The 7,303-nt window shown below is 69.9% G+C and carries 6 protein-coding genes; 5 read left to right on the top strand and 1 reads right to left on the bottom strand.

Annotated features, from left to right (window positions below):
• Positions 1-178 precede the first annotated feature (178 nt).
• Positions 179-1,108 carry a LysR substrate-binding domain-containing protein gene (locus ACQ5SO_RS08775; protein WP_430941212.1) on the bottom strand — a complete coding sequence of 310 codons (930 nt, stop codon included), beginning with the start codon at positions 1,106-1,108 and terminating at the stop codon, positions 179-181.
• Between the two features lie 209 nt (positions 1,109-1,317).
• Between ACQ5SO_RS08775 and chvE the strand changes: the two genes are divergently transcribed.
• The 5 genes from chvE (at position 1,318) to ACQ5SO_RS08750 (ending at position 7,301) form a co-directional block, all read left to right on the top strand.
• Positions 1,318-2,376, top strand: a complete 1,059-nt coding sequence (gene chvE / locus ACQ5SO_RS08770; protein WP_430941214.1) for a multiple monosaccharide ABC transporter substrate-binding protein — start codon at positions 1,318-1,320, stop codon at positions 2,374-2,376.
• A 264-nt stretch (positions 2,377-2,640) separates the two neighbouring features.
• Entirely contained in the window at positions 2,641-4,164 is a 1,524-nt protein-coding gene (mmsA, locus tag ACQ5SO_RS08765; RefSeq protein ID WP_430941211.1) for a multiple monosaccharide ABC transporter ATP-binding protein, read from the top strand.
• Positions 4,165-4,177: 13 nt separating this feature from the next.
• Positions 4,178-5,404 carry a multiple monosaccharide ABC transporter permease gene (mmsB, locus tag ACQ5SO_RS08760; RefSeq protein WP_430941210.1) on the top strand — a complete coding sequence of 409 codons (1,227 nt, stop codon included), beginning with the start codon at positions 4,178-4,180 and terminating at the stop codon, positions 5,402-5,404.
• A 3-nt stretch (positions 5,405-5,407) separates the two neighbouring features.
• Positions 5,408-6,367 carry a Gfo/Idh/MocA family protein gene (locus ACQ5SO_RS08755; RefSeq protein ID WP_430941209.1) on the top strand — a complete coding sequence of 320 codons (960 nt, stop codon included), beginning with the start codon at positions 5,408-5,410 and terminating at the stop codon, positions 6,365-6,367.
• A gap of 16 nt (positions 6,368-6,383) precedes the next feature.
• Entirely contained in the window at positions 6,384-7,301 is a 918-nt protein-coding gene (locus ACQ5SO_RS08750) for a dihydrodipicolinate synthase family protein (protein ID WP_430941208.1), read from the top strand.
• Positions 7,302-7,303: the final 2 nt, after the last annotated feature.

The raw sequence follows: 7,303 nt of genomic DNA, 5'->3' as shown, positions 1-7,303 counted from the left end.
CCAGTCCCCCCGATGCCCCCCGGGCAGGGGGCGACCCCCTGCACCCCCCTTGTTTTGGTTTGGGTCGGGTTTGGCGGGCGTTGCGCGGGGGGCGTCCGGGCTTGGGGAGCGCAAGCCCCCCGCGCCGCCCGGCCGCGCCGCGCCAGGGGCGCGGCGGGCGCAGAACGCCGGTGGGGCGCTACCGAAAGGTCATCGCCTCGAACACCAGGTCGAGCAGGCGCTGGGCGACCGGGTTCAGGGGACGGTCCTTGCGGCGGATCAGCAGGTAGGGCGGGATGATGATCGAGGGGCGCACGCGCAGGGTGCTCATCCCCCCCGCATCCGCAGTGCGCAGCAGCTGCGCCATGTCGTGGCTGATGGGCGAGATCGCGTCCGAGATCTGCAGGTAGGCGATCATCACCAGCAGGGACGTGGTGTTCACGATCTCCCGCGGGGGGGAAATCTCCTGCGCCAGGAAGGCGCCTTCCACCGCCTCGCGCATCGGGGTGCCGGGGGCCTGGATCACCCAGCCATAGCCCGCGAGATCCACGAGGCTCAGCGGCGCGGGCTGGTCGAGAAGGGGATGGCCGCGGCGCACCAGGAACTCCACCACCTCGACCCGCCCGCGCATCACGTCGAAGCGGCGGGCGTCGAATTCGGGGGGCAGGCGGCAGAGGACGAAGTCGAACTCGCCTTCCGTGAGGCCGGTCATCAGGGCCTGGGTGTTGGTGACCTCCACATGCACCTCGGCGTCGCGGGCGCCTTGCTTGAGGCGCTGCACGGCAGGGACGACCGAGGCGACGGCGGCGCCGGTCACCGCGCCCACCCGCACCTCGCCCGCCCGCCCGGCGCGGAAGGCGTCGACCTCGGCGGCCGTCTCCTCCAGCTCGCGCAACAGGGCGGCGGCGCGGCGGGCCAGCACCTCGCCCAGCGGGGTGGGGCGCATGCCCTTGGGTTCGCGCACGAAGAGCTTCTCGCCCACCGCCCGCTCCACCTCGGCCAGCGCGCGCGAGGCGGCGGGCTGGGTCATCGCCAGCGCCTCGGCGGCGAGCGAGATCTGCCCGTGCCGGGCGACGGCGCGGATCAGCCGGTAATGCCGGAGTTGCAGGCGGGAGAGGAGGGCGTCCATCGGCGCGATATACCATTCCTGGAATGCAGATGCAGGGAAATCTCATTTGAAGGTTATGCCGCGGGGCGCGCATAAACCATGGCACGGACCGCGGGAGAGGTCCGGGCGGGGCGCCCCGGCGCCGCGCCGCCCAAGACGCAGCGACAAAAGAACAGGCCGCAGGGGCGCGCGCGCCCGAACCGCGGCACGGGAGGAAGACCATGAAGAAAATGCTGACCGGGCTGACCGCCCTCGCGCTCGGCGTGAGCGTTCTCGCCGCCACCGCCGTGCAGGCGGCCGACAAGGGGCTGATCGGCATCGCCATGCCCACCAAGTCCTCGGCCCGCTGGATCTCGGACGGCGAGTCCATGGTCAAGCAGTTCGAGGCCGCGGGCTACGAGACCGATCTGCAATATGCCGAGGACGACATTCCCAACCAGCTCGCGCAGATCGAGAACATGATCACCAAGGGCGTGGACGTGCTGGTGATCGCCGCCATCGACGGCACCACGCTGTCCAACGCGCTCGAGAACGCGCATTACGCGGGCATCAAGACCATCGCCTATGACCGCCTGATCCGCGACAGCGAATACGTCGACTATTACGCCACCTTCGACAACTTCAAGGTCGGGGTGCAGCAGGCGACCTCGCTGGTCGAGGGGCTGAAGGCGCGGTTCCCGGATGCGAAGCCGTGGAACGTCGAGCTGTTCGGCGGCTCGCCGGACGACAACAACGCCTATTTCTTCTATGACGGCGCGATGTCGGTGCTGCAGCCGCTGATCGACAGCGGCGAGATCAACATCGTCTCGGGGCAGACGGGCATGGACACCGTCGGCACGCTGCGCTGGGACGGCGCGGTGGCGCAGGCGCGGATGGATAACCTGCTCTCGGCCCATTACACCGACACGCAGCTGCACGGGGCGCTCGCGCCTTACGATGGCCTCTCGATCGGCATCCTCTCGTCGCTCAAGGGCGTCGGCTACGGCTCGGGCGACCTGCCGATGCCCATCGTCACCGGCCAGGACGCCGAGCTTCAGTCGATCAAGTCGATCATCGCCGGGGAGCAGTACTCCACCATCTTCAAGGACACGCGCGAGCTGGCCGGCGTGACCGTGGGCATGGTCGACGCGCTGCTGCAGGGCGGAGAGCCGAAGATCAACGACACCTCGACCTATGACAACGGCGTCAAGGTGATCCCGTCCTACCTGCTCGAGCCCGTGCCGGTGGACGGCTCGAACTACGAGAAGATCGTGATCGAGAGCGGCTACCACTCGAAGGACGATCTCTGAGGCGCACCGAAGCGCGCGGCGCGGCGGGGCCATCCCGTTCCGCGCCGCGCCGACCATCCGCCCGGCCCGCCGTCCCGGCGTCCGCGGCCTCTCCCTCCCGCGGATCGCGGGCGCGAGGGGGCGGCGGCGTGCAGGCGGACGTCCCGCGCCCCGCCCCGCTCCCTTGCGTTCGCCCGGCTTGCCCCGGGCGCGCCGGGGCGCCGGGCGCGGGACACCGCGCGGGTTTCAGGGCGCGCGGCGCCAGCCCAGCGAGAAGAGGACGCCATGGGCCACCTGCTGGAGATGCGCGGCATCACCAAGACATTCCCCGGGGTCAAGGCGCTCGACGCCGTCGACCTGAAGGTCGCCGAGGGCGAGATCCACGCCCTGGTGGGCGAGAACGGGGCCGGGAAATCCACCCTGATGAAGGTGCTGAGCGGGGTCTACCCGCACGGCGCCTACGAGGGGGAGATCCATTATGACGGCGCCCTCGCCGCCTTCGCCAGCATCCGCGAGTCCGAGGCGCGCGGGGTGATCATCATCCACCAGGAGCTCGCCCTCGCGCCGCTGCTGTCGATCGCCGAGAACCTGTTCCTCGGCAATGAGCGCCAGTCCCGCGGGGTGATGAACTGGCGCGAGACCTTCCGCGAGGCGGAGCGGCTGCTGGCGCGGGTGGGCCTGAAGGATCCGCCCGGCACGCTGGTCGAGACTATCGGCGTCGGCAAGCAGCAGCTGGTGGAGATCGCCAAGGCGCTGGCCAAGGACGTGCGGCTGCTGATCCTGGACGAGCCGACGGCGGCGCTGTCGGAGGCCGACAGCCAGGCGCTGCTGGACCTGCTGCTGGAGCTCAAGGGCCAGGGCATCACCTCGATCATCATCAGCCACAAGCTCAACGAGGTCCGGCGCGTCGCCGACACCATCACCGTGCTGCGCGACGGCGCGGCGGTGTCCACCATGGATGCGCGCGGCGGTGCGGTCTCGGAGGACCGGATCGTGCGCGACATGGTCGGGCGCGACATGACCGACCGCTACCCCGAGCGGGAGCGGCGCGCGGGCGAGCTGTTGTTCGAGGTCTCGGACTGGCGCGTCATGCACCCCGAACATGCGGGGCGCGAGGCGATCAGGGGCGTCTCCTTCGACGTCCGCGCCGGCGAGGTCGTCGGCATCGCCGGGCTGATGGGCGCGGGGCGCACGGAGCTCGCCATGTCGCTCTTCGGCCGCTCCTGGGGGCGGCACGCGGGGGGGACGGCGAAGCTGCGTGGGGCGCCTGCGGACCTCTCGACCGTGCCCGCCGCCATCGCCGCGGGGCTGGCCTACGTGACCGAGGACCGCAAGGAGCTCGGCCTGGTGCTGGACGAGACCATCCAGCGCAACGCGACCCTGGCGAACCTGCCGCGCGTCGCCTCGCCCCGCGGGGTGATCGACGAGGGGCGGGAGACGGAGGTGGCCGAGGGCTACCGCAAGGCGATGCGCATCCGCACGCCGTCGGTGTTCCAGAAGGTCGGGAACCTGTCGGGCGGCAACCAGCAGAAGGTGGTGCTGTCCAAGTGGCTCTTCACCGAGCCGGAGGTGCTGATCCTCGACGAGCCGACGCGCGGGATCGACGTGGGCGCGAAATTCGAAATCTACGGCCTGATCAACGATCTGTCCGCGCAGGGCAAGGGGGTCCTGATGATCTCCTCCGAGATGCCCGAGCTGCTCGGGATGTGCGACCGGATCTACGTCATGAACGAGGGGGCCTTCGTGGGCGAGCTGACCGCCGCCGAGGCCAGCCAGGAGCGGATCATGTCGCTCATCGTCACGGAATGAGGGGGAGGGGTCGATGACGGATGCGACCGAAAGCGGGGCCTCGCAGGGGCTGGGGGCGTATCTCGCCCGCCACATGCGCGAATACGGGCTTCTGTTCGCGCTGATCGCCATCATGGCGTTCTTCGAGGTGGTGACGGACGGGACCCTGATGCGGCCCGTGAACATCACCAACCTGCTGCTGCAGAACAGCTATATCATCATCATGGCGCTGGGCATGCTCATCGTCATCGTGGGGGGCAATATCGACCTGTCGGTGGGCTCCGTCATGGGCTTCGTCGGGGCGTTGGCCGCGGTGATGATCGTGGAATGGGACTGGCCGATGGAGGTCGCGGTGCTCGCCTGTCTCGTGACCGGCGCGGCCATCGGCGCGGCGCAGGGCTACTGGGTGGCGTATTGGAGCATCCCGAGCTTCATCGTCACGCTCGCCGGGATGCTGGTGTTCCGGGGCCTGTCGCTGTGGCTCCTGGAAGGGCAGTCCGTGGGCCCGTTCCCGCGCGAATTCCAGGCGCTGTCGACCGGGTTCATCCCCGACCTTGCGGGCAAGGACGGCGCGCCCTGGCTGGCGGAGATGCTGGGCGAGCGGCGGGTGAACGCCACCGCCATGGCCGCGGGGGCCATCGCCGCCGGGCTGGTGGTCTGGTCGGGGCTGAAGAAGCGCGCCGCCGACCGCGCCTACGGCATCACGGGCGAACCCGCGGCCTTCTTCTGGGTCCGCACCGCCATCGTCGCCGGGGCGATCCTGTTCCTGATGTTCAAGCTCGCCACCTTCCGCGGCATCCCCAACGTGATGGTGACGATGGCGGTGCTGGGGGCGATCTATGTCTTCGTCACCGAGCGCACCGTCACCGGGCGGCGCATCTATGCGCTGGGCGGGAATGAGAAGGCCGCCAAGCTCTCGGGCGTGCGGACCGAGCGGCTCAAGTTCCTGACCTTCGTCAACATGGGGCTTCTGGCCGCCATCGCCGGGCTGATCTATGCCGCGCGCCTCAACACCGCGACGCCCAAGGCGGGCTTCGCGCTGGAGCTCGACGTCATCGCCGCGGTGTTCATCGGCGGCGCCTCGATGTCCGGCGGCGTGGGCAAGGTGGTCGGCGCGGTCGTCGGGGCCTTCATCATGGGGGTTCTGAACAACGGCATGTCGATCATGGGCATCGGCATCGATTACCAGCAGATCATCAAGGGGCTGGTGCTCCTCGCCGCGGTGATCTTCGACGTCTACAACAAGCAGAAGCAGGGCTGAGCCATGACCACCGCAGACGGCCCCGTCCCGCGCAAGGCCGGGGCGCGCAGCATCGCCATCGTCGGCGTGGGCAAGATCGCCCGCGACCAGCACATCCCAACCATCGCGACGGGCGAGGATTTCGCCCTCCTCGCCGCCGCCAGCCGCAACGCCGTGGTCGGCGACGTGGAATGCTTCGAGACCCTCGAGGCGCTTCTCGCCGCCCGGCCCGACGTGGAATGCGTCTCGCTCTGCACGCCCCCCCAGGTGCGCTACGCCGACGCAAGGCGGGCGCTGGAGGCGGGGCGGCACGTGATGCTCGAGAAACCCCCGGGCGCGACGCTGGCCGAGGTGCAGGACCTCGCGGCGCTGGCCGGGGCGCAGGGCGTGACCCTGTTCGCCACCTGGCATTCGCGCCATGCCGCGGCGGTGGAGGCGGCGAAGGCCTGGCTTGCGGCCCGCGAGGTCCGCGGGGTCGAGATCACCTGGAAGGAGGATGTCCGCCGCTGGCACCCCGGGCAGGAGTGGATCTGGGAGCCGGGCGCCATGGGCGTGTTCGACCCGGGCATCAACGCGCTCTCGATCCTCACCGCCATTCACCCGCGGCGGCTGCACCTGGCCTCGGCCGACCTCTATTTCCCCGAGAACCGCGGCACGCCCATCGCCGCCGACCTGGCGTTCCACGACCCCGCCGGACACCCCGCCACGGCCGCCTTCGACTGGCGGCAGGAGGGGGACCAGACCTGGACCATCCGCTTCGACACCGACGCCGGGGAGGCGCTCCTCTCCGATGGCGGCGCCCGCTTCACCGCGGGGGGCGAGACCGTCTTCGCCGGACCCGACCATGAATATGCCGGCCTCTACGCCCGCTTCGCCGAACTGATCGCGGCGGGGGCGTCCGAGGTCGACCTCTCGCCCATGATCCATGTCGCCGACGCCTTCACGCTCGGCCGCCGGATCGTGGTCGATCCCTTCCATTTCTGAGCCCCCGGAGGCCCAAGTGACCGTACCTCTCACCGGCATCCTGCCCGTCGCCCCGACGCCCTTCCTCGAGGACGGCGCCCTCGACCCCGAGGGCATGACCCGCGTCATCGACTGCATGATCGACCAGGGCGTCGACGCCATCTGCATCGCCGCCAATTACTCGGAACAGTTCGTGCTGTCGGACGAGGAACGCGCGCAGATGATGCGCGTGTCCCTTGAACACAACGCGGGCCGCAAGCCGATCATCGTCACCATCTCCCACTTCCACACCGCGCTGGTGGTGGAGCGCGCCAGGGCCGCCGAGGCCATGGGCGCGAGCATGGTGATGATGATGCCCCCCTATCACGGCGCGGGCCTGCGGGCGGACGAGGCGGGGATCCTGGAGCATTTCCGCGCCGTCTCGGACGCCATCTCGATCCCGATCATGGTGCAGGACGCGCCGCTCTCGGGCGTGGCCCTCTCGGTGCCGCTTCTGGCGAAGATGGCGCGGGAGATCGAGAACGTCTCCTACTTCAAGCTCGAGATGCCCTTCGCCGCCGACAAGCTCGCCGCGCTGATCGAGGCGGGTGGGGAGGACATCCTCGGCCCCTTCGACGGAGAGGAAGCCGCGACGCTGCTGGCCGACCTCGACGCCGGCTGCACCGGGACCATGACCTCGGCCATGTTCCCCGAGAAGATCCGGCCCATCGTCATGTCCCACCTGGCCGGGGACCATGACGCCGCGCTGGCGCAGTGGACGCGCTGCCTGCCGCTGATCAACCACGAGAACCGGCAATGCGGGCTGCGGGCCTGCAAGGCGGTGTTCAAGGAGGGCGGCGTGATCAAGTCGGACCATGTGCGCCACCCGCAGCGCCCGATGTCCGAGCGCACCCGCGCGCGGCTCCTGCAGCTGGCCCGCGATCTCGACGTCCTCGCGCTGACCTGGGGGAAATGAGC

It is taken from the genome of Rhodovulum sp. DZ06 (assembly GCF_050586345.1).
Taxonomy (GTDB): Bacteria; Pseudomonadota; Alphaproteobacteria; order Rhodobacterales; family Rhodobacteraceae; genus JBOCEF01.
The sequence above is the reverse complement of the archived record's forward strand: the minus strand, read 5'-3'. Positions and strand labels throughout refer to the sequence as shown.